Raw genomic sequence first — 26,035 nt, 5'->3', positions numbered from 1 at the left:
GGTAGGGTAATGGGCAAGAGCAAGTCGCATTTGTTACACTGTCAATCTAATAGACGATGACCGTCTAATAAGAAAGCTGAGAGATAAGAGAAAAAACTATGTCCGAAGAGCTGCTGATTAATATTAGTCCAATGGAATCCCGTGTTGCGGTTTTAGACAATGGTATTTTGGGCGAAATTTATATTGAACGACATCACAAACTGGGGTTGGTCGGCAATATCTATCTGGGGACGGTCGTACGTGTCCTTCCTGGTATGCAGGCAGCCTTCGTAGATATTGGTCAATCGCGGACCGCATTTCTACATGTCAATGACATGCAGCGTGAACCACGTCCCGTTGCAGAAAAAAACAAAGCAGCTAAGGCCACTAAGCACGAGATAAATGAGGACGATGCGACTACCAATGCCTCTGCTGATAGCTTGGCTGTGACACCGCCTATTGTCAGTGCGCAAAGCACAGAAATCGTACCAGCGTCTAAAACATTGATTCAGCATCGTCTGCATGAAAGTCAGCGTATTTTGGTACAGGTAACCAAAGACCAGTTAGGAAGTAAAGGTGCTCGTTTAACGACCAATATCTCGCTGCCATCACGTTATCTAGTATATTTGCCATCGAGTGATCATATTGGCATATCGCAGCGTATTGATGGCGAAGAAGAGCGTAGCCGATTAAAGACTGAGCTTAGTAGCCTAATGCAAACGGTCAATCTAAAGGGTGGACTGATTGCCCGCACCGCTGCTGAGCGTGTGCCTGTCGATAAGCTAGAAGAGGACATATATTATCTATTGCAGCTGTGGCGTACTATCTGTGCTCGTCGCCAAGAGATTAATCATCATCAGAGCTCAGAGCTGATCTATCAGGAACTATCATTACCATTACGTTCTATCCGTGACTTGGTTCACGCTGATACCGAAAAAGTCATCATAGATAATACTCAGATTTATGAGCAAGTCAGATACTTTGCCAAAGAGTTTGTTCCATTCGTCTATGACCGAATCGTGCATTATACTGCTGAGCAGTCGTTGTTTGATGTACACCGTGTCGAGGATGACTTACGTGATGCACTAAAGCGCCGTGTCGATCTTAAGTCTGGCGGTTATCTGATTATCGATCAGACCGAAGCTATGACCACGATTGATGTTAATACAGGTTCTTTTGTGGGCGGTCGCTCATTAGAGGATACGGTCTATAAGACTAATCTAGAAGCCACACATGCTATCGCCCGTCAGCTACGACTACGTAACCTAGGCGGCATTATTATTCTAGATTTTATCGATATGCTTGAGCAACAGCATAAAGATGACGTGCTTGAGAGCTTACAGGCGCAGCTTACCCAAGATTATGCAAAAACTAAGATTACGCAGGTTAGTGAGCTTGGACTGGTAGAGATGACACGTAAGCGCACGCGTGAATCATTAGGCCAACAGCTTTGTGAGCCGTGCTCGACTTGCCAAGGACGAGGGTTTGTTAAAACCGCAGAAACCGTTTGCTTTGAGATTTTCCGTGAGATTATGCGCTGCGCACGCACTTATAATTCTCCCAAAAAGTTCACAGTGGTGGCTCATGCGGCAGTCATTGACTTACTGCTTACGACAGAGTCAGACACAGTGGCCGATTTAGAGTATTTACTGGGTAGGGTGATTACTTTTGATGTAGAGAACCTATATACCCAAGAGCAGTATGATATTGTTTTAGATTAATTTTATTCAAAACAAATGATAGTTCTAGATGAAAATGTTTGTATGGTTAGTAACCAGTCTAAGTAAGAAGGAGCATCTCTAATCACATTAGAGATTGCTCTTGCAATACCTAAAATACTATGTATAATATACACCACTGAATTATATATGCGCAGCTGAATAAAAAAAGCTGGCGCTATGACAGCTAGAGCATCGTTTCTAGCACTATTTCATTATGCCTTTGCTACTTTCCAATTAATAGGAGGGTTGGCGGGGCTTTAAACTATTTTGCTTTTGGCACGCTATAAGTTCGGATAAAGAACTCATTCTGGTTAAGAACAGAAGGCCGCTTTAAGTGAATATTTAACCAAACTGCTTTTGATCATGGTCTTGCAACGCAAGAATGACAAAGGCACATATTAGGAGCTTGCTGGCATGGCTAACCAGAGAATCCGTATCCGTCTTAAGTCTTTTGATCATCGTCTGATTGATCAATCTGCACAAGAGATTGTTGATACTGCAAAGCGCACCGGTGCGCAAGTTTGTGGTCCTGTACCGTTGCCGACTCGCATTGAGCGCTTCAACGTTCTAACCTCACCACACGTTAACAAAGACGCTCGTGACCAGTACGAAATCCGTACTCATAAGCGTATGGTTGATATCGTTCAGCCAACTGACAAAACTGTGGATGCGCTAATGAAATTAGATTTAGCGGCGGGTGTTGACGTTCAAATTGCTTTGGGTTAATGCACATTAAACACCCAACCCATTAATATAAGATATAAAGAGGTCTAAAATGGCGATCGGTTTAGTCGGTAAAAAGTGCGGCATGACCCGTGTCTTCACTGAAACAGGCGCATCTATCCCTGTAACAGTTGTTGAGGTCGATGCAAACCGCATTACTCAAGTAAAAAATACTGATGTAGATGGTTATCAAGCCATCCAAATTACCACAGGTACTCGTCGTGACAGCCGCGTAACAGCTGCACAAAAAGGTCACTTCGCTAAAGCTGGTGTTAAAGCTGGCCGTGGTGTTTGGGAATTCCGTGCCAACGAAAGCGATCTTGAAGGTCGTGAGATTGGTGGCGAGATTCTAGCTGACTTGTTCGAACAAGGTCAGATGGTTGATGTGACAGGACAGAGCAAAGGTAAAGGTTTCCAAGGCCCTGTTAAGCGTCACAACTTTAGTATGCAAGATGCTACTCATGGTAACTCAGTGTCTCATCGTGCGCATGGTTCAACTGGTCAAAACCAGTCACCAGGTAAAGTATTCAAAGGCAAGAAGATGGCGGGTCAGATGGGTAACAAACGTGTTACCGTTCAGGGCCTAGAAGTGATTTCGGTTGATGCCGAAAAAGGGTTACTTGTCATCAAGGGTGCTATCCCAGGTGCCACCGGTGGCGATGTTATCGTACGTCCGTCAGTCAAAGCCTAAGCAAGGGGATTAACGTGGATTTAAAAACAGTTACAGGTGCGGCGGTTGAGCTTTCTGATACGGCATTTGGTCGTGAATTCAACGAAGCACTAGTGCATCAAGTCGTCACCGCTTATTTAGCTGGTGCTCGCCAAGGTACACGCGCACAAAAAACACGTGCCGAAGTTTCTGGCGGTGGTATTAAGCCATGGCGCCAAAAAGGTACTGGTCGCGCTCGTGCGGGTTCTATTCGTAGCCCAATCTGGCGTTCAGGTGGTCGTGCATTCGCTGCAAAACCACAAGATTGGTCACAGAAAGTAAACCGTAAAATGTATCGCGGTGCGATGCAGTGCATCCTAGCAGAATTGATTCGTCAAGAGCGTCTGATTTTGGTAGAAGAGTTGAGCGTTTCTGGGCCGAAAACCAAAGAACTGATTGCTAAGTTAAACGATTTGAATGCACCTCGTGCACTAATCGTTACTAAAGAAGTTGATGAAAACTTATACTTAGCTGCTCGCAACATTCCACATGTCAATGTACTTGGTACAAATGAAGTGGATCCAGTGAGCTTGATCGCATTTGATAAAGTGATCATGTCAGTTGAAGCTGCGAAACAATTTGAGGAAGCACTAGCATGAATAACGCAAGACTTTATCAGGTCTTAAGAGGGCCTGTATTCTCAGAAAAATCTCAAATGCTTGGCGACTCACTTGGTGTGCAGGTATTTAAAATTGATTCTAATGCTACTAAGCTTGAAGTCAAGAAAGCAGTTGAGTTGATGTTTGAAGGTGTTGAAGTCACTAAAGTAAACACTTTGAATGTTAAAGGTAAGACAAAGCGTTTTGGTAAAAGCATCGGCCGTCGTAACGACTACAAAAAAGCCTATGTTACCTTAAAAGCTGGTCAAGATGTACAAATGGCTGATGCTGGTGAAGAAGTAGCGAATACTACTGATTCTACTAGTGAAACAGCGAATAACGAATAAGGATTACACTCATGCCTATCGTAAGAGCAAAGCCAACATCACCAGGCCGTCGTTTTGTTGAAAAAGTAGTGCATCCACACCTGTACAAAGGTCGTCCGTTTGCAGCACTTCTAGAATCAAAAAGCAAGTCAGGTGGTCGTAACAATAATGGCCGCATTACTACTCGTCACATTGGCGGTGGTCATAAGCAACATTATCGCATTATCGATTTCAAACGTACTAAAGACAATATCCCAGCAACGGTAGAGCGTATCGAATACGATCCTAACCGTACTGCTCATATTGCTCTACTTAAGTATGCTGATGGCGAACGTCGTTACATTATCGCTGCTAAGAAACAAGTAGTTGGTGATACAGTAATGTCAGGCGAGACTTCTCCAATTCGTCCAGGTAACTGCTTACCGCTAAAAAACATCCCATTGGGTACTGTGATTCACAATATCGAGCTTAAAATCGGTAAAGGTGCACAGATGGCTCGTTCTGCGGGTGCTAGCGTTCAGTTACTAGGTCGTGACGGTGTTTATGCTATTCTACGTATGCGTTCTGGCGAAACTCGCCGTGTACACGTAAATTGCCGCGCTGTTATTGGTGAAGTTTCTAACACTGAAAACAACTTGAAATCACTTGGTAAAGCCGGTGCTTCACGTTGGCGTGGTGTTCGTCCTTCTGTTCGTGGTGTCGCTATGAACCCGGTTGATCACCCACACGGTGGTGGTGAAGGTCGTAACAAAGGTCGCCATCCAACCAGCCCTTGGGGTCAGAAGTCTAAAGGACTTAAAACGCGTCACAATAAGCGTACTGACAACATGATCATCCGCCGTCGCGCCAAGAAGAAATAAAGGAAGAATTTCATGCCTCGTTCATTGAAAAAAGGTCCATTCATAGACGCGCACTTGTTTGCTAAAGTTGAGAATGCATTAGACACCAACTCACGCAAGCCAATTAAGACTTGGTCGCGCCGCTCGATGATTCTGCCACAAATGGTTGGCCTAACTTTATCTGTTCACAACGGCCGTACTCATGTACCGGTTATCGTGAGCGAGCAGATGGTTGGTCATAAACTAGGTGAATTTGCCCCGACTCGTACGTATCGTGGTCACGGCATTGACAAAAAAGCTAAGAGATAAGGTGCTTACCATGGAAGTAACTGCAAAATTACGCGGTGCCGCCATATCGGCACAAAAAGTTAGACTCGTTGCTGATGAAGTTCGTGGCAAATCTATTGAGCGTGCTTTGGATATCCTAACGTATAGCAATAAAAAAGGCGCTGTGTTTGTTAAGAAATGCCTTAACTCAGCCATCGCCAATGCCGAACATAATCACGGCTTAGATATTGACGACCTAAAAGTCGCTACTATCTATGTTGATGAAGGCATTACGCTAAAACGTATCCTACCACGTGCCAAAGGCCGTGCTGATCGTATCAGCAAGCGTACTTGTCACATCACTATAAAGGTAGGAGAATAAGTTATGGGTCAAAAAGTACATCCAATCGGAATTCGTCTTGGTGTTGTAAAAAAGCATAACGCAAACTGGTATGCTAACCCTAAACAATACTCAGAATACCTAATCAACGACATTCAAGTTCGTGAATATCTACGCAAAAAGCTAGACAACGCTATGATCAGCAACATCATGATCGAGCGTCCTACTGGCGCTGCTAAGATTACCATCGCCACTGCGCGTCCTGGTATTGTTATCGGTAAGAAAGGCGAAGATATCGAAAGACTTCAAAAAGAATTGACCAAAATTATGGGCGTACCTGCTCAGGTCAACATTGAAGAAATCACGTCACCTGACCTTGATGCACGTTTGGTAGCAGACGGCATCGGTAGCCAGCTTGAGCGTCGTGTTATGTTCCGTCGTGCGATGAAACGCGCAGTACAGAACAGCATGCGTTCTGGTGCTAAAGGTATCAAGGTTGAGCTGTCTGGCCGTCTAGGCGGTGCTGAGATTGCTCGTAGTGAATGGTACCGTGAAGGTCGTGTGCCATTGCATACACTCCGTGCTGATATTGACTACTCGTCAATTCGTGCAGAGACAACTTACGGCACCATCGGTGTTAAAGTTTGGATTTTCCGTGGCGAAATCCTTGACGGTATGAACAGTGTATATAATCCCGTCAAAGAAGAGCAGACTCGTGCGCCAAAACGCCGTGGTCGTGGAAACCGTCGAAACTCAGACAGAGGTTAAACTATGTTACAGCCAAAACGTACCAAGTTTCGTAAAATGCACAAAGGTCGTAACACTGGGCTAGCTCATCGTGGAAGCACCGTTGCATTCGGACAAATTGGTCTAAAATCATTGACGCGTGGTCGTATGACAGCTCGTCAAATCGAAGCAGCACGTCGTACCATCACTCGTAAAATTAAGCGTGGCGGTAAGATTTGGATTCGTGTATTCCCTGACAAACCAATTACCAACAAACCATTAGAAGTACGTATGGGTAAAGGTAAAGGTCCAGTAGAATATTGGGTATGCGAAATCAAACCTGGTAAAGTGCTATATGAAATTGAAGGGGTATCTGAAGAGCTTGCTCGTGATGCATTAACGCTCGCTGCAGCAAAATTGCCCTTTAAAACTACCATTGTTAAGCGGACGATAATGTAATGAAGATCAGTGAATTACGTGATAAATCATTAGAAGAACTGACCCAGTTACTTGATGAAAAGCAACTTGATGCTTTCCGTATTCGTATGGCTAAAGCAACTGGTCAGTTGGGTAATACCCATGAAGTTAGAGCCAATCGTCGCACGATTGCCCAGCTTCAGACTTTGATTAACGAGAAACAACGAGGCGACTCATGAGCGATAACAATCAAACAGCTACCAATGCTAGCGTATTGACAGGACGAGTTGTCAGCGACAAGATGGACAAGTCCATCACAGTTTTGATTGAGCGTCTGGTTCGTCATCCTTTGTATGGCAAGCAGCTTCGTCGTTCTACGAAAATCAAAGCTCATGATGAGAATAACGTTTGCCAACAAGGCGACCTTGTCCGCATCAAAGAAACGCGTCCAATCTCAAAAACTAAGTCTTGGACTTTAGTTGATGTGGTTGAAAAAGTAGAAAAAATCTAAGTAAATTGCATTAAAAGCCAGAAGCTGTTAAAATAGCCGCCTTTTTAAGGATGCTGATTGCGCCGAGCGTATATCACTCACATTAAGAGTAAGTCGCGGTTATTTATATTAAAATGCCGTCCTACTCATTCTGTGCTAGCGGCAGCAACTGGTTTTTATTGCTCATACGTGTGGAGTAACGCTATGATTCAGGTTGAGTCAATGCTGGAAGTTGCAGACAATAGCGGTGCAAGGCGAGTTCAGTGCATTAAAGTACTGGGTGGTTCTCATCGTCGTTATGCATCAGTTGGCGACATTATTAAAGTAACGGTTAAAGAAGCCATTCCTCGTGGTCGTGTTAAAAAAGGCGACGTGATGAATGCAGTAGTTGTACGTACCAAAAAAGGCGTTCGTCGTCCAGATGGTTCTGTGTTACGTTTTGATGACAATGCTGCGGTATTGTTGAACCAAAACAAAGCGCCGATTGCAACTCGTATTTTTGGACCGGTAACTCGTGAACTACGTGGTGATCAGTTTATGAAAATTGTATCACTAGCACCAGAAGTATTGTGAGGTAATCCATGTCAAAATTACGTAAAGGCGATACAGTTATCGTGATTGCTGGGAAAGACAAAGGCAAGCAAGGTACTGTACAAGCTGTAAAAAACGATCGTATTAAAGTTGAAGGCATTAATATTGTTACCAAACATCAGAAGCCAAATCAGGCAACTGGCGTTGAAGGTGGCATTCTTAAGCAAGAAGCTTTTCTGCATATCTCAAATGTCGCAATCTTAAATGCGCAAACCCAAAAAGCAGACCGTATTACTTATCAGTTTGGCGAAGACGGCAAGAAACAACGCGTCTATCGTTCAAGCGGTGAAGTAGTGGCGACTGCGTAAGACACTAAGGGTGTAATGGTAATGGCAAGATTAAAATCTTTATATAACGATGAACTAAAGCAGCAAATCAAAGAAGAGCTTGGTTTGGCAAATGTGATGCAAGTGCCTAAAATCACTAAAATCACACTTAACATGGGTGTAGGCGGCGCGTCTCAAGACAAGAAATTGTTGGAAGGTGCTGTAGCTGATATGACCGCGATTGCTGGTCAAAAACCTGTTGTCACCAAAGCGCGTAAATCAGTTGCTGGCTTTAAGATTCGTGAAGAATGGCCAATTGGCTGTAAAGTAACGCTACGCGGTGAGCAAATGTACGAATTTTTAGATCGTCTCGTTGCCATTGCAATTCCTCGTATTCGTGATTTCCGCGGTTTTTCACCTAAAGCCTTTGACGGACGTGGTAACTACTCACTGGGTATCAAAGAACAAATCGTATTCCCAGAAGTAGATTTTGACAAGATTGATCGTATCCGTGGTATGGATGTGACAATCACCACGTCAGCTCAATCTGATGAAGAAGGTCGTGCGTTGCTTAAAGCATTCGGCTTCCCATTTAAATAAGGTAAAGACGTTATGGCAAAGAAGAGCATGATTAACCGCGAATTAAAGCGCGAAAAAATGGTTGCTAAATATGCTGAAAAGCGTATCAAGCTAAAAGAAACTATCAGTGATATGACTGCAAGTGACGAAACTCGTATGGAAGCGATGTTAGAGCTACAAGCTCTTCCACGCAACTCATCACCAGTACGTCTGCGTAATCGTTGTGCTATCACCGGTCGTCCTCACGGTTACTTCCGCAAGTTTGGCTTATCACGCAATATGCTGCGTGAGCGTGTCATGCAAGGCGATGTGCCTGGTGTTCGTAAAGCAAGCTGGTAAGGAGTAACTATATGAGTATGCAAGATACCGTTGGGGATATGCTAACCCGTATCCGTAACGCACAAATGGCTAACAAAGTATCGGTAGCAATGCCGAGCTCTAAATTACGTAAATCAATTGCTGATTTACTAGTTAGCGAAGGTTATGTGGCTAGCGCTGTTGTTGCTGAAGAAGAAAACAACAAAGCAACCCTTACTATTGAATTGAAATATTTCGAAGGCCGTGCTGTCATCGAAACTATCCAACGTTATAGCCGTCCTGGTTTACGCCAGTTCCGCGGTAAAGACGCTATCCCTACTGTTAAGCAAGGTATGGGTGTTGCTATCGTATCTACTAGCCAAGGTATCATGAGCGATCGTGCTGCACGCGCTGCTGGTATCGGTGGTGAAATCGTCGCATTTGTAGCGTAAGCTATACGACGATGAAGTCTATTTGATGGTTGTTAGGCTTCTATTGGTTGAGTAATATTAAATTATTTCGAATTGATAGATGTCTAACACAGTCAACTATGCTAAACTAACACGCTTTTTAGCCTGTTAGTTTTTTCGCTAATATAAAGAAGTTAAATTTTTTAAGGAATATTCCTATGTCTCGTGTGGCTAAAGCCCCAGTGACGCTGCCAAACGGCGTAAGCGTTACTTTGAACGATCGGCAGGTCGAAGTTAAAGGCAAGAACGGTTCTATGTCTTTACGCCTGCATGAATTGGTCGAGCTGAAACAGGAAGATGATGCTATCATTTTCTCACCTACAGTCGATTCAAAAGAAGCTATGATGCACACTGGCACCATGCGCGCTCTTGTTAACAACTATGTTACTGGCGTAAACGAAGGCTTTGAAAGACGTCTTCAGTTGATTGGTGTTGGTTATCGCGCGCAAGTTACTGGTAACAAAGTAACCTTGAACGTTGGTTATTCTCATCCAGTAGAGTATACGTTACCTGAAGGTGTATCAGCTGAAACGCCAACGCAAACTGAAATTGTTTTGAAATCAAACAATAAACAGCAGCTTGGTCAAGCAGCCGCTAACATCCGTGGTTTCCGCCCACCTGAGCCTTACAAAGGCAAAGGTATTCGTTATAGTGACGAGCATGTGATTCGCAAAGAAGCTAAGAAAAAATAAGGTGAGTTGAAATGTTTGATAAAAAAGCAGCTCGTCTGCGTCGAGCTAAGAAAACACGCGCGCATATCCGTTTCTTAGGCGTTCATCGCTTAACGGTTAACCGCACGTCAAAACATATTTATGCCCAGATTATCTCTCCAAATGGTGGTGAAGTGATTGCTCAGGCATCTACCTTAGACAGCAGCTTGCGTTCAGGCGCGACTGGTAATGCTGATTCAGCAACGTCTGTAGGCCAAATGATCGCAGAACGCGCAAAAGCAGCTGGCATTACTAAAGTTGCCTTTGACCGTAGTGGTTTCAAATATCATGGTCGAGTTAAAGCTTTAGCAGAAGCTGCTCGCGAAAACGGATTGGAGTTTTAATCATGGCTAGAAATGATAAAAATGATAAAAATGAACAGACTGACGGTCTAGTAGAACGCTTAGTTACCGTTGATCGCGTAGCGAAAGTTGTTAAAGGTGGTCGTATTTTCTCTTTCACTGCATTGACTGTAGTGGGCGATGGCAATGGTCGTGTAGGTTTTGGTCGCGGTAAAGCACGTGAAGTGCCAGCTGCTATCCAAAAAGCACTAGAAGCTGCCAAACGTAATATGATTACTGTTGAGCTAAATGATGCAACTTTGCATCATCCAATCAAAGCACGTCATGGTGCTAGTAAAGTCTATATGCAACCTGCATCTGAAGGTACTGGCGTAATCGCTGGTGGCGCAATGCGTGCTGTATTAGAAGTTGCTGGTGTCAAAGATGTTTTGACTAAATGTTATGGTTCTACCAATACTGCTAACGTTGTTCGCGCAACGTTTAACGGTTTACGTGATATGTCAACTCCAGAGAAGATGGCAGCTAAACGTGGTAAATCTGTAGACGAAATCTTGGGTTAACTTAGACTAGGTGAGTTACGATGAAAAAAATGAAAGTCACTCAATTTAAATCGGGTGCCCATCGCCTAAAGAGCCACAAAGCGAGCTTGAAAGGATTGGGTTTACGCCGTATTAATCATACTGTAGTAGTAGAAGATACTCCTTCGACTCGTGGTATGGTCAATCGCGTTAACTACATGGTAAAAGTGGAGGAAGCGTAATGGGTCTTAGATTAAATGAATTATCACCAGGTGTTGGCGCAAAGAAAACTGCCCAACGTCGTGGTCGCGGTATCGGTTCAGGTCTTGGTAAGACTGGTGGTCGTGGTGTAAAAGGTCAGAAATCTCGTTCAGGTTCTAGCATTCGCTCAGGATTTGAAGGTGGTCAGATGCCTTTATATCGCCGTCTACCAAAATTTGGTTTTACCAGTAAACTGGCTATGAAGACTGCTGAAGTACGTCTTTCTGAACTGAATAAAATTGAAGGCGATGTAGTTAGCCTTGAAACACTTAAAGCTGCTAACCTTATCCGTCACGATATGAAACGTGCTCGTGTAATGCTATCAGGCGAAGTCACTAAAGCTTATACTTTCAAAGGTATTAAAGTGACTAAAGGTGCTAAGCAAGCTATCGAAGCTGCTGGTGGTAGCATCGAGGAGTAGTAACGTGTCAAAACAATCAATGTCATCGGCTGGTATACCGCTTAATCCATTCGCATTTATACGTAAGTATGATGAGCTATGGACGCGTTTATTATTTTTAATCGGCGCATTGATTGTTTATCGTTTAGGGTCACATATTCCAGTTCCGGGTATTAACCCAGTTAACTTGGCTGATCTGTTTTCGCGCAACGAAAACACCATTCTGAGCATGTTTAATATGTTCTCAGGTGGTGCGCTAGAGCGTATGTCTATCATGGCGCTTGGTATTATGCCATATATTTCAGCATCGATTATCGTACAGATGATGTCTGCAGTATTGCCATCGCTTGAAGCCCTCAAAAAAGAAGGTGAAGCGGGACGACGCAAGCTAAACAAGTACACCCGTCAGGGAACGCTTGCTTTGGCTCTAGTACAGTCATTAGGAATGTGTGCCGGCTTAATCAGCCAAAACCTTACTTTATCTACTGGTCTTACCTTTTATATTCCAGCTGTTACTTCTTTAGTAGCAGGCGCAATGTTCTTAATGTGGCTTGGTGAGCAGATTACAGAACGTGGCGTAGGTAATGGTATTTCAATGCTCATTTTTGCGAGTATTGTGGCTGGTACGCCAGGTATGATTTCGCAGTCTATTGAACAGGTCAATCAAGGTCAGATGAACTTGATTGTGCTATTTATTTTTGTACTGCTAGGTATCGCGGTTACTGCGGGTATCGTTTATATTGAACGTGCTCAACGCCGTGTTCCTGTGAACTATGCACAAAAACAGCAACAAGGTCGCAAAATTTACGCTCAGCAGCAATCACATTTGCCGTTGAAACTAAATATGGCAGGGGTTATCCCCGCTATTTTTGCCAGTTCTTTGTTATTGTTTCCTGCAAGTTTAGGGCAGTGGGTTGGTCAATCGACTGATCCTACCTTTGTACAGAAAATACTTCAAAATATGGCATTGGTACTGTCTCCAGGACAGCCGCTATATTTAGTACTGTTTGGCGCAATGATTATTTTCTTCTGTTATTTTTATACGGCATTGGTATTTAGTCCGCGTGAAGTAGCAGAGAACCTTAAACGTAGTGGTGCGTATATCCCAGGTATTCGCCCAGGACAACAAACTCAGCGTTACCTCGATCATGTATTAAACCGACTGACCTTTATTGGCGCGATGTATATGACGGTTATTTGTTTAATGCCAATGGTCGTCCAGTCATCGTTTGGTGTGCCGTTTCAACTCGGTGGTACGTCTTTACTGATTATGGTGGTTGTGGTAATGGACTTCATCTCGCAGATTCAAGCGCATTTGATGACCCATCAATATCATGATCAGACGTTAATTCAATCGCCCACTCAACCTTAAATGAGCGGTACGATATTTCAAGGAGCATGCTATGAAAGTTCAAGCATCAGTTAAAAAGATTTGTGGTAGCTGTAAAGTTGTGCGCCGTAAAGGCCGTGTACATATTATTTGTACAGCAGAACCTCGCCACAAGCAACGTCAAGGTTAATATTTAGTATTAGAAAACATTTAGTTTTCGCTGCTAATTAAATTAATACTTGAAAAATAACGGCGGATGCGATATCATCCGCCACTTGCCGTGTTTATACAAAATCTTTTATAATAGAATCGATGAGCAGACTTATAGTCAAAACATCGATAATGACTATAAAAGCTCTAGTATTAACAGCAACAAATCTGAAGAGTAAAGCCTTATCGCTAGATAACGCTTATTTTTCTTTAATGGAGAGAAATCAATGGCTCGTATTGCCGGCGTAAACATTCCGGATAATAAGCATGCTGTTATTTCACTAACTTACATCTTTGGTGTAGGTCGTACCACTGCTCAGAAAATCTTAGAAGCAGTTGGCATCGCCCCTACTACTAAAGTCAGTCAGTTAGATGATACACAGTTAGATGCTATCCGTGCACAAGTTGCAAACTACATGACTGAAGGTGACCTTCGTCGTGAAGTTTCAATGAACATCAAGCGTTTAGTTGATCTTGGTTGTTACCGTGGCATTCGTCATCGTCGTAACCTACCAGTTAGAGGTCAGAACACCAAGAACAACGCTCGTACTCGTAAGGGTCCGACACGCCCTCTCAAAAGATAATTAACTTAGGAAGCTAAAAGATGGCAAAAGACACTCGCAGTCGCAAAAAGGTGGCTCGTCGTTCAGTATCGGAGGGCATTGCCCATATCCATGCGTCTTTTAATAACACCATTGTTACGATTACCGATCGTCAAGGTAATGCATTGGCTTGGGCCACTTCAGGTGGACAAGGCTTCCGTGGTTCACGTAAATCTACACCATTTGCAGCTCAGGTTGCAGCTGAAGTCGCTGGTAAAGCGGCCCAAGAATATGGTGTTAAGAATATCGATGTTTTGGTCAAAGGACCAGGACCGGGTCGTGAGTCTGCGGTAAGAGCACTAGGTGCATTGGGTTATAAAGTTAACAGCATCTCTGATGTAACCCCAATCCCACACAATGGTTGCCGTGCGCCGAAAAAGCGCCGCGTCTAATATTAAAGACGAAGCTTTTTATACTAAAAGCTTATAGGAGACATAACAATGGCCCGCTATATTGGACCAAAACTGAAATTATCACGTCGTGAAGGTACGGATTTAGGCCTTAAGTCTGGCGTTAAACCGTATGACGTAAAAACGAAGAAAGCTGGTCGTCCACCAGGTCAGCATGGCGTAAGCCGTAACAAGACCTCAGAATATGCTTTACAGTTGCGTGAAAAGCAAAAAGTTAAGCGTATTTATGGTGTACTAGAGCGTCAATTCGCGAACTACTATAAAGAAGCTGCTCGTAAGCGTGGCGCTACTGGTGAAAACTTGCTAGCAATGCTTGAGAGCCGTCTAGATAACGTTGTATATCGCATGGGCTTTGGCTCAACTCGCGCAGAAGCACGTCAGCTAGTCAGTCATCGTACTGTTATGGTAAAAAAAGCTGGCCGTGATGAGTTTGTTCGTGTGAACATTCCTTCAATTCAGCTTCAAGATGGTGATGTCATCGCTATCCAAGAGAAATCTCGCGAACAGCTACGTATTAAAAACGCTATCGAATTAGCGACACAACGTGGTATTCCAGAATGGCTTGATGTTGACCACAGCAAACTACAAGGCACGTTTAAACATGCGCCTGATCGTATTGATCTACCTGCTGAAATCAACGAAAGCTTGATCGTTGAGCTATACTCTAAGTAATGACGTAATGCTCAATGTTATGAAAATGGCATTGAGCAATTAACGTTAATTAAACCAGTTTAATAAATCGAGGTGACATCATGATGCTAAATGCAACTGAGTTTCTAACGCCGAATGCCATTAATGTGGATACGGTTAACGAAACGATTGCGAAAGTCACGCTCGAACCGTTAGAACGCGGCTTTGGGCATACCCTAGGTAATGCTCTGCGTCGCATCTTGTTATCTTCATTACCTGGTGCTGCAGTCATTGAAGCTGAGATTGATGGTGTTGACCATGAATACTCAACGCTTGAAGGCCTGCAAGAAGACGTACTTGATTTGCTTTTGAACCTAAAAGGCTTAGCGATTACGCTTCATGACCAAAATGAAGTATTTTTGACCTTGGATAAACAAGGTCCAGGCACTATTACTGCTGCAGACATCGCGTTGCCGCACAATGTTGACATCATCAATCCAGAATTGGTCTTGGGTACATTGAGCGATCGTGGTCATCTTAAGATGCGTTTGCGTGTAGTGATGGGTCGTGGATATGAGCCAGCAAACCAGCGCCGTGAAGATGGTGATACTAAAGCAATTGGACGCTTAAAGCTTGATGCAAGTTTTAGTCCTGTGCTTCGTGTTGCTTATCAGGTTGAGAACGCTCGTGTAGAGCAGCGTACTGATCTTGATCGTCTTATCATTGAGCTTGAAACTAATGGCACTATAGATCCAGAAGAAGCAATTCGTAAAGCAGCCACTATTTTACAACAACAGATTTCTATCTTTGTTGACCTAGAAGCTGAAGAAGCGCCTGAGCCTGTGAAAGAGAAAGAAGAGGTTGATCCGGTGCTATTACGCCCTGTGGACGATCTTGAACTAACGGTTCGCTCAGCCAACTGCTTGAAAGCTGAAAACATTTACTATATCGGTGATTTGGTACAGCGTTCAGAGACTGAACTTCTAAAAACCCCAAATCTTGGTAAGAAATCATTGACAGAAATCAAGGACGTATTAGCGTCTAAAGATTTAGAGCTCGGTATGCGCCTAGATAACTGGCCACCAGCTGATTTACGTGTTGATGATCGCTTTTCTTATCGTAGCCGTTAAACTTTAAGGATTTTTGACTATGCGCCATCGTAAGAGTGGAGTCAAGCTGGGTCGTACCGGCAGTCATCGTAAGGCAATGTTTCAGAACATGACTAACTCATTATTTGAGCATGAACTGATCAAAACAACTTTACCAAAAGCTAAAGAACTACGTCGCGTTGCCGAGCCATTGATCACTATGGCTAAAGAAGACAGCGTTGCTAACCGTCGTTTAGCATTCAGCCGTATGCGTAGCAAAGCTATGGTAGGCAAATTATTTGGCACGTTAGGTCCTCGTTACCAGACGCGTCCAGGTGGTTATTTGCGTATCGTAAAATGCGGTTACCGTGATGGTGACAATGCGCCAATGGCTTATGTAGAATTGGTTGATCGCGACTAGTTTTGCACCTAAGACATATTCCATAAAAAAGCTCCAATGCAATTGGAGCTTTTTTTTGTCTTAAATTTGACTAAATATACTATTAGTTGTTTAAAGCAATAACTAGCTGCTTAGAGTAATAACGAATCGACATCAGCCGCACCTTGCCTGATAACTTCAGGAACGCTGCTAGTCATATCTACGATAGTAGTAAGCTTGGTCGTTTTTATACCTGCATTGATGAGACCGTCGATTTGGTTACCCAGTAAGTCTTCAATCTCAAACGGGTCATCCAAAATATCGTCTCGATTAGGCAAAATCAGTGAGCTGGTTAAGATAGGTTCATCCATCGCTTCTAATAATGCTTGAGCAATAGGGTTACTAGGCACACGAATACCAATGGTTTTTTTCTTTGCATGGGCCAGTTTTTTCGGTACGTCTTTGGTGGCAGTAAGAATAAAAGTAATTGGGGCAGGGGTGTGGGCTTTCAGCTGTTTAAATTGCACATTATCAACTGTTGCATAATTGGCAATTTCGCTTAGATCGCGGCACAGCAAGGTAAATTGATGCTTATCATCGAGTTCGCGGATTTGCTTAAGCTTCGCTAGGGCATCCTTTGCACCCAAACGGCAACCAAAAGCATAACTGGTATCAGTTGGGTAAATAATTAGCTGATCTTTGCGCAATAGGTCAGCGGCTTGCTCAATGAGACGTGGCTGCGGATTATCGGGATGAATATAGAAGACTTCCATAGTGGTTCCTTATTTTATAATTATTGGTTTTTAGTTGAGACAAATTTTTCATTAATTAGATGTGGTTCAATTACTAGATATATTAGAAAAACTATTTTAGAACTAAAGCAGATCGATATCTTCAAAATACTACTTCAGTTATCAGTATAGCTCAAAGCAGATATAAGTTTAGTGGCAAGGCGTTACCAACCGTAGAAAATCGTTAATAAGTAGGAACGCTTAGTAATTTAAACTAAGCGCTGATTTCAGATGGAGAAATGCAAGCGCTAAGTAATGCAGTCAGTAAAGTCTTAGCGTCACGCGGCAGAGTATGAGGTTTGGCTATATAGTTTTGGACTTGCTGATAGACATCAATAGCAAAGGTGCTACTACTAGTGTCGAAGTCGGCAAACAAATTATCTTGTGAGACTTGGAAATTTCGTCCACATGCTAAGGTGAATAAACACTCTAATGCTTGAGGTTTGATTTCTACACGCTCAAATGCCTGCTGCTGCGCCGCTGATCGTCCATCTGGTGCATACCAGTAGCCAAAATCAGATAGTTGTCTACGAGCATCACCAGCCACGCACCAATGACTGATTTCATGTAAAGCACTGGCAAAAAAGCCATGAGCGAATTCAATTCGAGCGGGTTCATTATCTTGAGCTGGAAAATACTCGGGTTCATCATTGCTACGAACCAATATAACTTGCTGATCAGCAAATAAAATATTAAATAACTGTATGAGCCAGTCGGTAGCTAATCGTTCGCTATCAATTATCGATTCTGCTGAGTAAATATCGTCAGATTGGATACTAGACAATTCTTGCCACTGACTTCTCCATTCTTTTAAATACTCATTTTTATCATGAGAGAGTATATTGCTAGATGACCTTTCAGTATGACTTTTTAATTGAATAAGCTGTTGTAGCAACGAACTTGCTCCAGCAGGAGGAAGTAAATCAGAAAAATTAATCTTGTTATCGGATAGATTCATAGAGAAGACATTGACTTAATAAATACTAAAGACAAAAAACTTTAGGTAAAAGGTAAGTAGTAGAAGAGCTTAAACAAATTTACTATCAAAAAATCTTAACATACTAGCGCTAGCAGAATATGGCACTTTCCGTTAGTATGGCAGGCAATATTATACACCGTTTTTATGAATGAGGCCGCGCATGTCAAGCACTCCAGAAACTAAACCGTCAGCACCTCACGCTGACAATAAAAAAGCGCCTGTATCTACTGGCATGCCTGAGCATATTTCTTTAGATAAGTGGGCAGACACTGGTTATGAATGGTCAGGAGAGGTAAAACCAAGCTCGTTTGATCGTCTTGCTACTACTCTGAGCACTGAACATGAGCAGTCAGACATACAGCTCAACGCTAACTTATATCGTCGCAACAACGTCTTGCATCTAGCATTTACTTTGACAGGTGATGTTTGGCTAACTTGTCAGCGCTGCTTACAACCAATCGCGATAGACTTGTCTGATGATTATGACATCGCGCTACTAGAAAACGATAGTCAGGTTCGTTTAGTTAAAGATGAACAAGATTATTTATTACTGGATGAAATCGTCACCGAGCAATCTCCAGAGCGTCTGTTGCCATTTAAGAAGTTGGTAGAAGACGAGATCTTGCTTAAAACCCCAATGGCTCCAAAGCACGACGATTGTGAGATGTCTGTTGAGCAGTTTGGTGAGATACCAGAAGAAGAGGAAGGTGAAAATCCTTTTGCTGCTTTAGCCTCGCTAAAAGGCAAACTATAAGCGTCAAAATTATCTACTCAATGCATTTAAAAAGCCTTTTATCAGCTTTGTACAGAAGAGTGCAAGGCAGGGCTTTATTAATTTAATAAACATGCGTATAATGTCCGGTTTATTGCATTCGAGCAACCTGTTGCTTACTAATAGAAGCTGACTGGGTAAATTTTTTATAGAATTCAGCCTTGGTCAGTGCTTTATGTGAGTGGCAATCTATTTAACTAATGATGCTTAAGACTTAGGTTGTTATGATTATATAGCCTCTGTCAGTATCGACTTAAGCTGAATTTCAAGCTTATCCCTTTTAAGTATAGGAGCTATATCATGGCTGTTCAAAAAAGTCGTAAAAGCCGTTCTCGTCGTGACATGCGCCGTTCACATCACCGTATGGAAATTGCTGAACTAAGCGTAGATGCTACTACTGGTGAAAAACATCGTCGTCATCACATGACTAAAGATGGTTTCTACCGTGGTCGTCAACTGTTCAAAGTCAGCCAAGACGCCTAAGACATTGGCTCTGTGATAGCTTAGGCGAAGATGATAATAGTACTGGTGACTATTATTGTTTTTGCCTAGTTATTATTAGTCAATAAGCTTTGAGCTAAAAAAAGCCAAGTTATTTCGCTATCATATATTATGTGGCTGGATAACTTGGCTTTTTGTTATTTATAACTAGACTTATTGCTTAATTCACTTGTTATTTTTAGTAGATTTAAAAATGTGCTGATATAATCTGCTCCTTTAATTTGAGCAGCGTTACTCTTGCTGTTTGGTTTGCATCCGCTATGATAATAGTGTCTGTCAGTGTATAGTTTACTGACAATCCGTTTTCTTGCATAAATACTTGAAGTAGCGGCTTTGTATAGCATCTAATAATATAATACACCCCATTGTTTTTAGGGATATTTCTAATCAGATAAGGAATATTGGTTATGGCTTCTGTACCCGATATGGTAAAAAAGCAACCCGCTCGTATCGCGGTCATTTTTCCTGGACAAGGATCTCAAGCAGTCGCGATGACGAGCGAGCTTGCCGAAATCTATCCAGAGATACGTGATACATTTACCGAAGCGAGTGATGCGCTTGGTGAGGATTTGTGGGCAATCTGTCAGGACGAGGAAAAACTCAATCAAACCCAATATACTCAGCCTGCGCTTTTGACAGCTAGTATTGCTATTTGGCGTGTCCTACAACAAAAAATAGAAGAGACGCCTTGTTATTTAGCTGGTCACTCTCTGGGCGAGTACAGTGCCCTGTGTGCTGCCAATGTGATATCGCTGGGTGATGCAGTCACTTTAGTACATAAGCGCGGTCAGTTGATGCAAGAGGCCGTTGTAGGTGTAGATACTGCTATGGCTGCAGTATTAGGACTAGAAGACAACCGAGTAGAAAACTTGTGTGAGCAAGCAACTGAACATGTCGAAGATGCGGTAGTCGGTGCAGCCAATTTCAATAGTCCAGGACAAGTGGTTATCTCGGGTAACGCGGCTGGTGTTAACGCTGTTATTGATAAAGTTAAAAACACGGGCAAAAAATCTGTTCCTCTAAAAGTGAGTGTGCCTTCTCATTGTGCACTTATGGAACCTGCCAGCAATGCATTGGCTGAGATACTAGCGGGTATCAAGTTTGATCAGGCAACCATTCCTGTTATACAAAATCGCTATGCGCGTGTCGAAACCAGTGCGGTCGGTATCAAGCAAGCATTGACCGAACAGCTGAGCGAGCCAGTATTGTGGTCAAAAACCATGCAAGAGCTGGCTGATAAGCAAATTAATATCTTAATCGAATGCGGCAGTGGTAATGTACTGAGCAATTTGGCGAAGCGTCAGGCGCAGCCAATCGCCAGCTATCCTACTGACAAGCCTGCCCGTCTAGAAAAATTATTGGAGGTGTTATCATGAGCCGTACGATTACATTAGTGACTGGCGCTAGCCGAGGTATTGGCAAGGCAGTGGCCAAGCGTTTTGCTAAAGAAGGACATTTTGTCATTGGAACCGCGACCACCGAGAAGGGCGCTGAGCTTATCGATGACTACCTTCATGATACTGGCGGTATTGGTCGTGTTTTAGACGTACGTGATACTGCTCAAATTGACAAGTTGTTTGAAGAGATCGAAAGCGTCTATGGCGCGGTGCAAGTATTGGTTAACAATGCAGGTATCACTCAAGATGGCCTACTGATGCGCATGAAAGATGAAGATTGGGAAAATGTTATCGATACCAATTTAACATCAGTATATCGCATGAGCAAACGTGCTGTACGCGGTATGATGAAAGCACGCCGTGGCCGCATTATCAACATTACCTCTGTCGTCGCTCAAATGGGCAATGCGGGCCAATCTAACTATGCGGCGACCAAAGCTGGCGTAGAAGGGTTTAGCCGTACGCTTGCACGTGAGATTGGTTCACGCCAAGTGACCATCAACTGCGTGGCACCAGGCTTGATCGAAACGGATATGACAGATGAGCTTGATGAGCGTCTATTGAACTCTATGTTAGATGCTGTACCTATCAGCCGTCTTGGTCAGCCAGAAGACATCGCTGCAGCGGTACATTTCTTGGCTAGCGACGAGGCCAGTTATGTCACAGGTGCTGTCATTCCTGTCAATGGCGGCATGTATATGTAGTCAATATACAAGCTTTACATAGTTATAATAAAAAACTGTGTGAACGAGTGTAAACTATAATAAAGGGTGCTATAATGACGGATACTTTTGAGTCAAAGCCCTGTATGATAACAGGGCTTTATTAGACATCAGACAGACTGTATAACATGTCATAGAGTACTCAGACAGCATTGCTGGTCTGGCAAACGCATTTTATATACCATGCTATGGCGTTTAAATAAGGCGATATAGCAGTTTATTAAAAATAATAGATGATAACGGAGTGATCTACATGAGTAATGATATCGAGCTAAGAGTAAAAGCAGCAGTAGCTGAGCAACTAGGTATGAATGTTGAAGACATCAACAACGATGCTTCATTCATGGAAGACCTAGGTGCAGATTCTTTAGACCTAGTTGAATTGGTTATGTCATTTGAAAGTGATTTTGGTATCACTATTCCTGATGAAGATTCTGCAGAATTGACTACTGTTCAAAAAGCAATCGATTACGTACAAGCCCAACTATAATCTGCTACTTATTTAGCAGATTTATAATGCCGCTTATCTGATTAGATAGGCGGTTTTTTTATGGGCGCGTGATTGATATTTTTAAGTACAGCAATCGAATTTAACATTGACTACGTCAATTCAACATTACTCAACATACTATTACTATCTACATTAGCTCACTTTATCTATACTAATAATAGTAAGTCGTAGAAAAAGATGCCAGTCAGACATTCAAAATATCGTTTGATTGCGTGTTTCATTAAAAGAATGACAAATAATAATATTTCAAGGAGTAGATATATGGGTATGTTTAGCTTTGCAAAAGATATCGGTGATAAGATTTTTAACCGTGATGACGAAAAGCATGATGCTAAGACAGAAACGAAAGCAGATGCCAATACACCAGTACAAAGCAGTGAGCCGAGTGCACAATCAGTTGCCAATATTTTGTTGCGCCGTATTCAGCAGCAGAACCTCAATATCAGTAACCTAAAAATTAAATATAATGGTTCTACAGATACTGCAGAAATCAGTGGTAATGCTAAAACTCAAGCTGACCGTGAAAAAGCCATTATCGCTATCGGTAACGTGCAAAACGTTGCAAAAGTTATTGATAACATCGATATTGAAGAAGATGCGCCTGAATCTACGATGTATACGGTAAAGTCTGGTGACAGCTTGTCTAAGATTGCTAAAGAAGTTTATGGTTCATCTGGCGATTACATGAAGATATTCGAAGCAAACAAACCAATGTTATCTGATCCAGATAAAATCTATCCAGGCCAAGTATTACGTATTCCGAAGCCGTAATGCTACAAGAAGTGTATAGAAAGATAGTATGTTGAATATGGCATTCTAATAAAAAAGCCTCTTATCATTAAGAGGCTTTTTTTATGTTGTATACTTCAAATAACCATTTTATCTCAGGGAGATTTGATAATCATAAAATAATTGGTTAATTGGTTAATTGGTTAATTGGTTAATTGGTTAATTGGTTAAGTCTAGCTTATTGTGCTGCTCAGCTAGAGCCCATTCGATATGCTCATCTAGCATGTCATTATGTAAGGTCAATTTAGATTTTAACTGTTCGACTACTTCTAAGCTAGCATTAGCATTGCCAAGTCCGATAGCGATATTACGTAAAAAATTCACATAGCCGGTGCGTCTTAGTGGGCTACCTTGAGTGTTCTTCATAAAGTCGGCTTCTTGCCACTGCCATAGTTCAAGCAAGCTACTATTATCCAATCCATGCCTTGGTGCGAAGTCATTGACGGTCGTAAGGTTTGCATAGCGATTCCATGGACAGATTAACTGACAATCATCACAGCCAAAGACCCGATTGCCTATCGCGCGTCTATATTTGCTATCGATGACTCCATCGTGCTCGATAGTCAAATAGGAGATACAAGCAGAGGCGTCGAGCTCATGGGGCGCTACAATTGCTTGAGTAGGGCATATGTCAATACAAGCGCTACAACTACCGCAATGCTCCTTGACTGGTTTATCGTCGGGTAGCTCAAGGCTCAAAAATAGCTCACCAAGCACAAAAAATGAGCCAGCTTGCTTATTTATAAGTAGTGTATGTTTACCTGTCCAACCGAGACCTGCTGCATCTGCAATAGGCCGCTCAAAGATAGGCGCCGAATCGCTAAAAGGTCTAAACACAAATTCTTTCTCTGAACCGATATCCAAATGTTGCCATTCAGGCAGCATTGTTTCTATCTTTAAAGCCAATTGCTTTAAACGGCTACGCATCGTTTTATGGTAGTCGCGCCCTCTTGCATAACGCGCAATGATGCCTTTATTAGGATGGTCGTTATCAGTGACAGCACGCGGTGTGGGTGCTTGAGTTAGATAGTCCATACGTACGCTGATGATGGTCTTTGCGCCCTCGACTAGCTGATCAGGATGAGCGCGCAGATCATGATTATTGTGCATAAACTGCAGTTGACCCTCATAACCTTTATCTAGCCACTTCTGTAGTTGTTCAATCTGCTTAGTAAACAAAGGATGATGCACAGATAGAAAACCACAATCAGCAAATCCTAATGCCTGTGCTTGTGCTGTAATCCACTGCTTAACATCAGCTGTGGTTGCAAATACAGTTGGATTCGTAATGGTGATTTTGTTTTTATCAGTAGGCATAGAGAGTAGGTGCTTATTAGATGTTTTCTCGTTTGTTTTAATCAGATTATTCATATCTGACAATCAGAGGTAATGTAAATACCGCTATGATAAGCCAGTGAGCAATGAGTGCAAGTATAAAAGAAAATAAACTCACATTCATATTGATACATAAGTCGAAGTAAGCTTTTGCTAAGCTGATATGAGAAATGAGCAACCAAATTTAGATAAAATAAAAAATGAGTAGAAGCACCAAGGATAAGCTATGAGAAATAATACCAATCTATCATCTATAAAAAATACAAAACCTATTGCGCTATATAATAGTGAGCAGGTTTATGCGATGGAACAGGCTTGGTTTGCAGAGGGATACGACAGTTTTGGTTTGATGAAACAAGCCGCTTGGCAAATGACACAGCAAATAGAGCAGATTTATGAGCGAAAAACCGTCAGTACTAGCCATTCTGCCAATACTAACGTTTATCACCGTAGTGCTCATCCACGTCGAGCAAGTATCTGGGTAGGGAAAGGTAACAATGGTGGTGATGGCTGGCTTATTGCTCATTATTTACAGCAAGCTGGCTGGCAAGTAGAAGTAATGACGGTTGGTTTTAGTGAAAATGATTTTGATATCCATGATCAACCAGTCACTTCTAAAACTCCTAGAGATAAAGATAGCGACAGTAGAAATATAACGGACGCGACAAAGGCGTTACAGATAGCTCTAGCTAGCAGTTGTCACTATCAACGATTTGAAGATATTATTAGTCACGATGATGCGGGTAAAAGAAACTTGCCAGCTGATATTTATATCGATGCATTATTTGGTATTGGCTTAGATCGTGCACCAGAGGGAGCCTATAAAGCAGCTATTAACGCTTTTAACAACGTTACTCAGCAAAATAACGCCTTAGCAATAGCAGTTGATATTCCAAGTGGGTTAGTGGCTTCTACTGGTGAAGTGTTCGAGCGCATAGCGATACAAGCTGACGTAACTCTATGTTTGATTGCGCGCAAGTTTGGTCTGCATACTAAAGATGGTACAGACTATAGCGGAGACATAGTCGATATACCGTTGATACCTCATCAAGAGGCGTGTCAGCAAACAGCTAGCCATCATATGGTAGCTCAGAAAAATGCCAGTCAAGCATTTGAGCCAGTTGCTACGCTGCTGACGGCTGCACATAGTATGAAGCCACGTCGCCAAAACAGCTACAAAGGTAGCTATGGTCATGTGCTAGTCATTGGCGGAAATCGTGTTGATGGCTCACAAGGTATGGGCGGTGCTGCCATACTGTCTGCGGCCAGTACGATGGCGACAGGCGCCGGTAAAATAACAGTTGCCTGCCATGAGGCTTTTCATGGGTCACTATTGACCTCATTACCAGATGCGATGACTATTAATTTACATGACATAAGCGGCGTGAAAGGTCTGATTAAGCAGGCTAGTATCGTTGCAATTGGGATGGGGCTTGGCCGTGACGAAAAAGCCAAAACATTATTTATTAATTATGTACAGGCTGCTATAGAGAATGAAAAATCAATCGTGATCGATGCTGATGGTCTTTATCACTTGGCATCACTGCACATGGGTAATCATGAGCTAATAACAGAGCTACGAGAATACAGTGCTAATCATCAGGTTTGCTTGACGCCGCATAGTGGGGAAGCAGCTAGATTACTTGATCAAAAGATAAGTGAGATTGAGTCCAATAGACTACAAGCTGTAAAACAGTGCGCCGCAACATATGGTGGTGACTGGATATTAAAAGGGGCAGGATCGTTAGTGTTAGAACAAGAAGAGGGAAAAGAGCAAATATACGTCTGTGATGTAGGGAATGCTGGCATGGCAACCGCTGGCATGGGTGATGTGCTATCTGGGGTGACCACTGGGCTATTGGCACAGCAAGACTTATCAGCAGAGGCGCGTAGCTTGCATCAAGCGGTTCTTATACATGGGTTTGCAGGAGATGTATTAGTAAATCAAGCGAATAGCGACACCAATACATTGCTAGTGGGGCAACGAGGGCTACAAGCTCAGGATATGCTAGCAGCCATTCGTCACGTCATGCAGCTTATGATAGTTTGATATTTGCTT

At 42.6% G+C, this 26,035-nt stretch carries 39 protein-coding genes; 36 read left to right on the top strand and 3 right to left on the bottom strand.

All coding sequences use genetic code 11. The features are described from left to right. Window positions 1-98 precede the first annotated feature (98 nt). From ABFV72_RS12265 to rplQ, 29 genes are all read left to right on the top strand, one after another. Window positions 99-1,700 (top strand): Rne/Rng family ribonuclease, encoded by a 1,602-nt coding sequence (locus tag ABFV72_RS12265; protein WP_102092408.1) that lies wholly within the window; start codon window positions 99-101, stop codon window positions 1,698-1,700. A gap of 414 nt (window positions 1,701-2,114) precedes the next feature. Then, complete coding sequence (rpsJ, locus tag ABFV72_RS12260; protein ID WP_010196670.1) at window positions 2,115-2,426, top strand: 30S ribosomal protein S10; 312 nt, start codon at window positions 2,115-2,117, stop codon at window positions 2,424-2,426. 49 nt (window positions 2,427-2,475) lie between these two features. Beyond that, on the top strand, window positions 2,476-3,114 hold the full coding sequence (rplC, locus tag ABFV72_RS12255; protein WP_057758696.1) for a 50S ribosomal protein L3: 639 nt from the start codon (window positions 2,476-2,478) through the stop codon (window positions 3,112-3,114). 14 nt (window positions 3,115-3,128) lie between these two features. Continuing rightward, window positions 3,129-3,731 carry a 50S ribosomal protein L4 gene (gene rplD, locus ABFV72_RS12250; RefSeq protein WP_057758698.1) on the top strand — a complete coding sequence of 201 codons (603 nt, stop codon included), beginning with the start codon at window positions 3,129-3,131 and terminating at the stop codon, window positions 3,729-3,731. Beyond that, window positions 3,728-4,078 (top strand): 50S ribosomal protein L23, encoded by a 351-nt coding sequence (gene rplW / locus ABFV72_RS12245; protein ID WP_057758700.1) that lies wholly within the window; start codon window positions 3,728-3,730, stop codon window positions 4,076-4,078. Before rplD ends, rplW begins: the two co-directional genes overlap by 4 nt. 11 nt (window positions 4,079-4,089) lie before the next feature. Then, window positions 4,090-4,917 (top strand): 50S ribosomal protein L2, encoded by an 828-nt coding sequence (gene rplB, locus ABFV72_RS12240; protein WP_057758702.1) that lies wholly within the window; start codon window positions 4,090-4,092, stop codon window positions 4,915-4,917. 12 nt (window positions 4,918-4,929) lie between these two features. Next, window positions 4,930-5,205: a 30S ribosomal protein S19 gene (rpsS, locus tag ABFV72_RS12235; RefSeq protein ID WP_010196682.1), complete on the top strand. Its 276-nt coding sequence runs from the start codon at window positions 4,930-4,932 to the stop codon at window positions 5,203-5,205. Window positions 5,206-5,215: 10 nt separating this feature from the next. Then, window positions 5,216-5,545, top strand: a complete 330-nt coding sequence (rplV, locus tag ABFV72_RS12230; protein WP_021813373.1) for a 50S ribosomal protein L22 — start codon at window positions 5,216-5,218, stop codon at window positions 5,543-5,545. A 3-nt stretch (window positions 5,546-5,548) separates the two neighbouring features. Further along, window positions 5,549-6,271: a 30S ribosomal protein S3 gene (rpsC, locus tag ABFV72_RS12225; RefSeq protein ID WP_057758704.1), complete on the top strand. Its 723-nt coding sequence runs from the start codon at window positions 5,549-5,551 to the stop codon at window positions 6,269-6,271. Window positions 6,272-6,274: 3 nt separating this feature from the next. Continuing rightward, window positions 6,275-6,688, top strand: a complete 414-nt coding sequence (gene rplP, locus ABFV72_RS12220; RefSeq protein ID WP_025644399.1) for a 50S ribosomal protein L16 — start codon at window positions 6,275-6,277, stop codon at window positions 6,686-6,688. Further along, entirely contained in the window at window positions 6,688-6,885 is a 198-nt protein-coding gene (gene rpmC, locus ABFV72_RS12215) for a 50S ribosomal protein L29 (protein ID WP_025644397.1), read from the top strand. The genes rplP and rpmC overlap by 1 nt, the downstream gene beginning before the upstream one ends. Beyond that, window positions 6,882-7,157 (top strand): 30S ribosomal protein S17, encoded by a 276-nt coding sequence (gene rpsQ, locus ABFV72_RS12210; RefSeq protein WP_021813375.1) that lies wholly within the window; start codon window positions 6,882-6,884, stop codon window positions 7,155-7,157. Before rpmC ends, rpsQ begins: the two co-directional genes overlap by 4 nt. A gap of 183 nt (window positions 7,158-7,340) precedes the next feature. Next, on the top strand, window positions 7,341-7,709 hold the full coding sequence (rplN, locus tag ABFV72_RS12205) for a 50S ribosomal protein L14 (protein WP_010196702.1): 369 nt from the start codon (window positions 7,341-7,343) through the stop codon (window positions 7,707-7,709). Window positions 7,710-7,717: 8 nt separating this feature from the next. Next, window positions 7,718-8,035 (top strand): 50S ribosomal protein L24, encoded by a 318-nt coding sequence (gene rplX, locus ABFV72_RS12200; protein ID WP_101204866.1) that lies wholly within the window; start codon window positions 7,718-7,720, stop codon window positions 8,033-8,035. A 21-nt stretch (window positions 8,036-8,056) separates the two neighbouring features. Continuing rightward, a complete protein-coding gene (gene rplE / locus ABFV72_RS12195) occupies window positions 8,057-8,593 on the top strand; it encodes a 50S ribosomal protein L5 (RefSeq protein ID WP_101204865.1) in 537 nt (178 codons plus the stop codon). A gap of 12 nt (window positions 8,594-8,605) precedes the next feature. Continuing rightward, window positions 8,606-8,911 (top strand): 30S ribosomal protein S14, encoded by a 306-nt coding sequence (gene rpsN / locus ABFV72_RS12190; protein ID WP_010196705.1) that lies wholly within the window; start codon window positions 8,606-8,608, stop codon window positions 8,909-8,911. Between the two features lie 11 nt (window positions 8,912-8,922). Beyond that, window positions 8,923-9,321, top strand: coding sequence for a 30S ribosomal protein S8 (rpsH, locus tag ABFV72_RS12185; protein ID WP_101204864.1), 399 nt, complete (start codon window positions 8,923-8,925; stop codon window positions 9,319-9,321). Window positions 9,322-9,497: 176 nt separating this feature from the next. Continuing rightward, complete coding sequence (gene rplF, locus ABFV72_RS12180) at window positions 9,498-10,031, top strand: 50S ribosomal protein L6 (protein ID WP_057758710.1); 534 nt, start codon at window positions 9,498-9,500, stop codon at window positions 10,029-10,031. Window positions 10,032-10,042: 11 nt separating this feature from the next. Beyond that, window positions 10,043-10,393 carry a 50S ribosomal protein L18 gene (rplR, locus tag ABFV72_RS12175; RefSeq protein ID WP_057758713.1) on the top strand — a complete coding sequence of 117 codons (351 nt, stop codon included), beginning with the start codon at window positions 10,043-10,045 and terminating at the stop codon, window positions 10,391-10,393. A gap of 2 nt (window positions 10,394-10,395) precedes the next feature. Then, window positions 10,396-10,911 carry a 30S ribosomal protein S5 gene (gene rpsE / locus ABFV72_RS12170; protein WP_057758716.1) on the top strand — a complete coding sequence of 172 codons (516 nt, stop codon included), beginning with the start codon at window positions 10,396-10,398 and terminating at the stop codon, window positions 10,909-10,911. Between the two features lie 20 nt (window positions 10,912-10,931). Then, entirely contained in the window at window positions 10,932-11,111 is a 180-nt protein-coding gene (gene rpmD, locus ABFV72_RS12165; RefSeq protein ID WP_057758718.1) for a 50S ribosomal protein L30, read from the top strand. Continuing rightward, window positions 11,111-11,551, top strand: a complete 441-nt coding sequence (gene rplO, locus ABFV72_RS12160) for a 50S ribosomal protein L15 (RefSeq protein ID WP_057758719.1) — start codon at window positions 11,111-11,113, stop codon at window positions 11,549-11,551. The genes rpmD and rplO overlap by 1 nt, the downstream gene beginning before the upstream one ends. Before the next feature lie 19 nt (window positions 11,552-11,570). Next, a complete protein-coding gene (gene secY / locus ABFV72_RS12155; protein WP_166739245.1) occupies window positions 11,571-12,902 on the top strand; it encodes a preprotein translocase subunit SecY in 1,332 nt (443 codons plus the stop codon). A gap of 31 nt (window positions 12,903-12,933) precedes the next feature. Beyond that, window positions 12,934-13,050, top strand: a complete 117-nt coding sequence (rpmJ, locus tag ABFV72_RS12150) for a 50S ribosomal protein L36 (protein ID WP_010196721.1) — start codon at window positions 12,934-12,936, stop codon at window positions 13,048-13,050. A gap of 247 nt (window positions 13,051-13,297) precedes the next feature. Next, entirely contained in the window at window positions 13,298-13,654 is a 357-nt protein-coding gene (rpsM, locus tag ABFV72_RS12145; protein WP_021813384.1) for a 30S ribosomal protein S13, read from the top strand. A 20-nt stretch (window positions 13,655-13,674) separates the two neighbouring features. After that, complete coding sequence (rpsK, locus tag ABFV72_RS12140) at window positions 13,675-14,064, top strand: 30S ribosomal protein S11 (protein WP_010196728.1); 390 nt, start codon at window positions 13,675-13,677, stop codon at window positions 14,062-14,064. Window positions 14,065-14,112: 48 nt separating this feature from the next. Then, window positions 14,113-14,754: a 30S ribosomal protein S4 gene (rpsD, locus tag ABFV72_RS12135; protein ID WP_057758723.1), complete on the top strand. Its 642-nt coding sequence runs from the start codon at window positions 14,113-14,115 to the stop codon at window positions 14,752-14,754. Between the two features lie 80 nt (window positions 14,755-14,834). Beyond that, complete coding sequence (locus ABFV72_RS12130; protein ID WP_021813386.1) at window positions 14,835-15,842, top strand: DNA-directed RNA polymerase subunit alpha; 1,008 nt, start codon at window positions 14,835-14,837, stop codon at window positions 15,840-15,842. A 19-nt stretch (window positions 15,843-15,861) separates the two neighbouring features. Beyond that, window positions 15,862-16,221, top strand: coding sequence for a 50S ribosomal protein L17 (rplQ, locus tag ABFV72_RS12125; RefSeq protein ID WP_021813387.1), 360 nt, complete (start codon window positions 15,862-15,864; stop codon window positions 16,219-16,221). A gap of 110 nt (window positions 16,222-16,331) precedes the next feature. Here rplQ and ABFV72_RS12120 read toward each other — a convergent pair whose 3' ends face one another. Both ABFV72_RS12120 and ABFV72_RS12115 read right to left on the bottom strand, forming a co-directional pair. Next, complete coding sequence (locus tag ABFV72_RS12120) at window positions 16,332-16,952, bottom strand: L-threonylcarbamoyladenylate synthase (protein ID WP_347163937.1); 621 nt, start codon at window positions 16,950-16,952, stop codon at window positions 16,332-16,334. A gap of 232 nt (window positions 16,953-17,184) precedes the next feature. Continuing rightward, the gene (locus ABFV72_RS12115) at window positions 17,185-17,928 is read right to left on the bottom strand and encodes an elongation factor P hydroxylase (protein ID WP_347163936.1); all 744 of its coding nucleotides are present in this window, start codon (window positions 17,926-17,928) and stop codon (window positions 17,185-17,187) included. Window positions 17,929-18,109: 181 nt separating this feature from the next. On the opposite strand from ABFV72_RS12115, the gene ABFV72_RS12110 reads away from it, so the two are divergent. The 6 genes from ABFV72_RS12110 to lysM all read left to right on the top strand — a co-directional run bounded on the left by ABFV72_RS12110 (window position 18,110) and on the right by lysM (window position 22,623). Further along, window positions 18,110-18,703 (top strand): YceD family protein, encoded by a 594-nt coding sequence (locus tag ABFV72_RS12110; RefSeq protein WP_102077932.1) that lies wholly within the window; start codon window positions 18,110-18,112, stop codon window positions 18,701-18,703. A gap of 318 nt (window positions 18,704-19,021) precedes the next feature. Then, window positions 19,022-19,204 (top strand): 50S ribosomal protein L32, encoded by a 183-nt coding sequence (rpmF, locus tag ABFV72_RS12105; RefSeq protein WP_057758809.1) that lies wholly within the window; start codon window positions 19,022-19,024, stop codon window positions 19,202-19,204. Between the two features lie 425 nt (window positions 19,205-19,629). Then, on the top strand, window positions 19,630-20,598 hold the full coding sequence (gene fabD / locus ABFV72_RS12100) for an ACP S-malonyltransferase (protein ID WP_191114795.1): 969 nt from the start codon (window positions 19,630-19,632) through the stop codon (window positions 20,596-20,598). Then, the gene (gene fabG / locus ABFV72_RS12095) at window positions 20,595-21,323 is read left to right on the top strand and encodes a 3-oxoacyl-ACP reductase FabG (RefSeq protein WP_347163933.1); all 729 of its coding nucleotides are present in this window, start codon (window positions 20,595-20,597) and stop codon (window positions 21,321-21,323) included. Before fabD ends, fabG begins: the two co-directional genes overlap by 4 nt. 271 nt (window positions 21,324-21,594) lie before the next feature. After that, window positions 21,595-21,831: an acyl carrier protein gene (gene acpP / locus ABFV72_RS12090; RefSeq protein ID WP_057758815.1), complete on the top strand. Its 237-nt coding sequence runs from the start codon at window positions 21,595-21,597 to the stop codon at window positions 21,829-21,831. 282 nt (window positions 21,832-22,113) lie between these two features. Continuing rightward, complete coding sequence (gene lysM, locus ABFV72_RS12085) at window positions 22,114-22,623, top strand: peptidoglycan-binding protein LysM (RefSeq protein ID WP_057758817.1); 510 nt, start codon at window positions 22,114-22,116, stop codon at window positions 22,621-22,623. A gap of 177 nt (window positions 22,624-22,800) precedes the next feature. Here lysM and queG read toward each other — a convergent pair whose 3' ends face one another. Beyond that, on the bottom strand, window positions 22,801-23,958 hold the full coding sequence (gene queG / locus ABFV72_RS12080; RefSeq protein ID WP_347163932.1) for a tRNA epoxyqueuosine(34) reductase QueG: 1,158 nt from the start codon (window positions 23,956-23,958) through the stop codon (window positions 22,801-22,803). A 244-nt stretch (window positions 23,959-24,202) separates the two neighbouring features. Between queG and ABFV72_RS12075 the strand changes: the two genes are divergently transcribed. Beyond that, window positions 24,203-26,026 (top strand): NAD(P)H-hydrate dehydratase, encoded by a 1,824-nt coding sequence (locus ABFV72_RS12075; RefSeq protein WP_347163930.1) that lies wholly within the window; start codon window positions 24,203-24,205, stop codon window positions 26,024-26,026. Window positions 26,027-26,035: the final 9 nt, after the last annotated feature.

Source organism: Psychrobacter proteolyticus, from assembly GCF_039762275.1.
Lineage (GTDB): Bacteria > Pseudomonadota > Gammaproteobacteria > Pseudomonadales > Moraxellaceae > Psychrobacter > Psychrobacter proteolyticus_C.
Note: the sequence above shows the minus strand (reverse complement) of the source record. Positions and strands in the feature narration are given on the sequence as shown.

Excerpts from the sequence above, each read along its gene's own strand:
- queG (WP_347163932.1), bottom strand. The coding sequence starts at position 23,958 with ATGCCTACTGATAAAAACAAAATCACCATTACGAATCCAACTGTATTT.
- rpsH (WP_101204864.1), top strand. The coding sequence starts at position 8,923 with ATGAGTATGCAAGATACCGTTGGGGATATGCTAACCCGTATCCGTAAC.
- rplF (WP_057758710.1), top strand. The coding sequence starts at position 9,498 with ATGTCTCGTGTGGCTAAAGCCCCAGTGACGCTGCCAAACGGCGTAAGC.
- rplN (WP_010196702.1), top strand. The coding sequence starts at position 7,341 with ATGATTCAGGTTGAGTCAATGCTGGAAGTTGCAGACAATAGCGGTGCA.
- rplR (WP_057758713.1), top strand. The coding sequence starts at position 10,043 with ATGTTTGATAAAAAAGCAGCTCGTCTGCGTCGAGCTAAGAAAACACGC.
- ABFV72_RS12115 (WP_347163936.1), bottom strand. The coding sequence starts at position 17,928 with ATGAATCTATCCGATAACAAGATTAATTTTTCTGATTTACTTCCTCCT.
- rplC (WP_057758696.1), top strand. The coding sequence starts at position 2,476 with ATGGCGATCGGTTTAGTCGGTAAAAAGTGCGGCATGACCCGTGTCTTC.
- fabD (WP_191114795.1), top strand. The coding sequence starts at position 19,630 with ATGGCTTCTGTACCCGATATGGTAAAAAAGCAACCCGCTCGTATCGCG.
- rpsE (WP_057758716.1), top strand. The coding sequence starts at position 10,396 with ATGGCTAGAAATGATAAAAATGATAAAAATGAACAGACTGACGGTCTA.
- rpmJ (WP_010196721.1), top strand. The coding sequence starts at position 12,934 with ATGAAAGTTCAAGCATCAGTTAAAAAGATTTGTGGTAGCTGTAAAGTT.
- ABFV72_RS12110 (WP_102077932.1), top strand. The coding sequence starts at position 18,110 with ATGTCAAGCACTCCAGAAACTAAACCGTCAGCACCTCACGCTGACAAT.
- rplE (WP_101204865.1), top strand. The coding sequence starts at position 8,057 with ATGGCAAGATTAAAATCTTTATATAACGATGAACTAAAGCAGCAAATC.
- lysM (WP_057758817.1), top strand. The coding sequence starts at position 22,114 with ATGGGTATGTTTAGCTTTGCAAAAGATATCGGTGATAAGATTTTTAAC.
- rpsD (WP_057758723.1), top strand. The coding sequence starts at position 14,113 with ATGGCCCGCTATATTGGACCAAAACTGAAATTATCACGTCGTGAAGGT.
- rpsQ (WP_021813375.1), top strand. The coding sequence starts at position 6,882 with ATGAGCGATAACAATCAAACAGCTACCAATGCTAGCGTATTGACAGGA.
- rplQ (WP_021813387.1), top strand. The coding sequence starts at position 15,862 with ATGCGCCATCGTAAGAGTGGAGTCAAGCTGGGTCGTACCGGCAGTCAT.
- rpsN (WP_010196705.1), top strand. The coding sequence starts at position 8,606 with ATGGCAAAGAAGAGCATGATTAACCGCGAATTAAAGCGCGAAAAAATG.
- rpsC (WP_057758704.1), top strand. The coding sequence starts at position 5,549 with ATGGGTCAAAAAGTACATCCAATCGGAATTCGTCTTGGTGTTGTAAAA.
- rplO (WP_057758719.1), top strand. The coding sequence starts at position 11,111 with ATGGGTCTTAGATTAAATGAATTATCACCAGGTGTTGGCGCAAAGAAA.
- secY (WP_166739245.1), top strand. The coding sequence starts at position 11,571 with ATGTCATCGGCTGGTATACCGCTTAATCCATTCGCATTTATACGTAAG.
- rplV (WP_021813373.1), top strand. The coding sequence starts at position 5,216 with ATGGAAGTAACTGCAAAATTACGCGGTGCCGCCATATCGGCACAAAAA.
- rpsJ (WP_010196670.1), top strand. The coding sequence starts at position 2,115 with ATGGCTAACCAGAGAATCCGTATCCGTCTTAAGTCTTTTGATCATCGT.
- rpmD (WP_057758718.1), top strand. The coding sequence starts at position 10,932 with ATGAAAAAAATGAAAGTCACTCAATTTAAATCGGGTGCCCATCGCCTA.
- rplW (WP_057758700.1), top strand. The coding sequence starts at position 3,728 with ATGAATAACGCAAGACTTTATCAGGTCTTAAGAGGGCCTGTATTCTCA.
- rpmC (WP_025644397.1), top strand. The coding sequence starts at position 6,688 with ATGAAGATCAGTGAATTACGTGATAAATCATTAGAAGAACTGACCCAG.
- rplX (WP_101204866.1), top strand. The coding sequence starts at position 7,718 with ATGTCAAAATTACGTAAAGGCGATACAGTTATCGTGATTGCTGGGAAA.
- acpP (WP_057758815.1), top strand. The coding sequence starts at position 21,595 with ATGAGTAATGATATCGAGCTAAGAGTAAAAGCAGCAGTAGCTGAGCAA.
- rpsK (WP_010196728.1), top strand. The coding sequence starts at position 13,675 with ATGGCAAAAGACACTCGCAGTCGCAAAAAGGTGGCTCGTCGTTCAGTA.
- fabG (WP_347163933.1), top strand. The coding sequence starts at position 20,595 with ATGAGCCGTACGATTACATTAGTGACTGGCGCTAGCCGAGGTATTGGC.
- rpmF (WP_057758809.1), top strand. The coding sequence starts at position 19,022 with ATGGCTGTTCAAAAAAGTCGTAAAAGCCGTTCTCGTCGTGACATGCGC.
- ABFV72_RS12265 (WP_102092408.1), top strand. The coding sequence starts at position 99 with ATGTCCGAAGAGCTGCTGATTAATATTAGTCCAATGGAATCCCGTGTT.
- ABFV72_RS12130 (WP_021813386.1), top strand. The coding sequence starts at position 14,835 with ATGATGCTAAATGCAACTGAGTTTCTAACGCCGAATGCCATTAATGTG.
- rplB (WP_057758702.1), top strand. The coding sequence starts at position 4,090 with ATGCCTATCGTAAGAGCAAAGCCAACATCACCAGGCCGTCGTTTTGTT.
- ABFV72_RS12120 (WP_347163937.1), bottom strand. The coding sequence starts at position 16,952 with ATGGAAGTCTTCTATATTCATCCCGATAATCCGCAGCCACGTCTCATT.
- rpsS (WP_010196682.1), top strand. The coding sequence starts at position 4,930 with ATGCCTCGTTCATTGAAAAAAGGTCCATTCATAGACGCGCACTTGTTT.
- rplP (WP_025644399.1), top strand. The coding sequence starts at position 6,275 with ATGTTACAGCCAAAACGTACCAAGTTTCGTAAAATGCACAAAGGTCGT.
- rpsM (WP_021813384.1), top strand. The coding sequence starts at position 13,298 with ATGGCTCGTATTGCCGGCGTAAACATTCCGGATAATAAGCATGCTGTT.
- ABFV72_RS12075 (WP_347163930.1), top strand. The coding sequence starts at position 24,203 with ATGAGAAATAATACCAATCTATCATCTATAAAAAATACAAAACCTATT.